The 258-nt window shown below is 70.5% G+C and carries 1 protein-coding gene; it reads left to right on the forward strand.

Annotated features, from left to right (window positions below; genetic code table 11):
• A partial coding sequence (locus METUNV1_RS00120; RefSeq protein WP_043358688.1) for a TolC family protein occupies positions 1-258 on the forward strand: 258 nt, incomplete at both ends.

The following is a 258-nucleotide window of genomic DNA, read 5'->3' on the forward strand; positions in this document are numbered from 1 at the left end:
TCGCCTTTGCCAGCGCGAAGATCGGCGTCGCCACCGCCGCGCTCTACCCGGACATTTCGATCGGCGCTTCGGTCGGCTTCACCGGTCTGCTCGATCATCTGGGGCAGGGGCGTACCACGCGCTGGGGGCTGGGGCCGCTGATCAGCTGGTCGATTCCGGACAGCGGTGCCCGCGCCCGCGTGGTGCAGGCCGAAGCCGATGCCGAGGCGGCGCTGGCGCGCTTCGACGGCGTCGTGATCAACGCCATCCGCGAAACCG

Source organism: Methyloversatilis universalis FAM5 (assembly GCF_000214035.2).
Lineage (GTDB): Bacteria > Pseudomonadota > Gammaproteobacteria > Burkholderiales > Rhodocyclaceae > Methyloversatilis > Methyloversatilis universalis.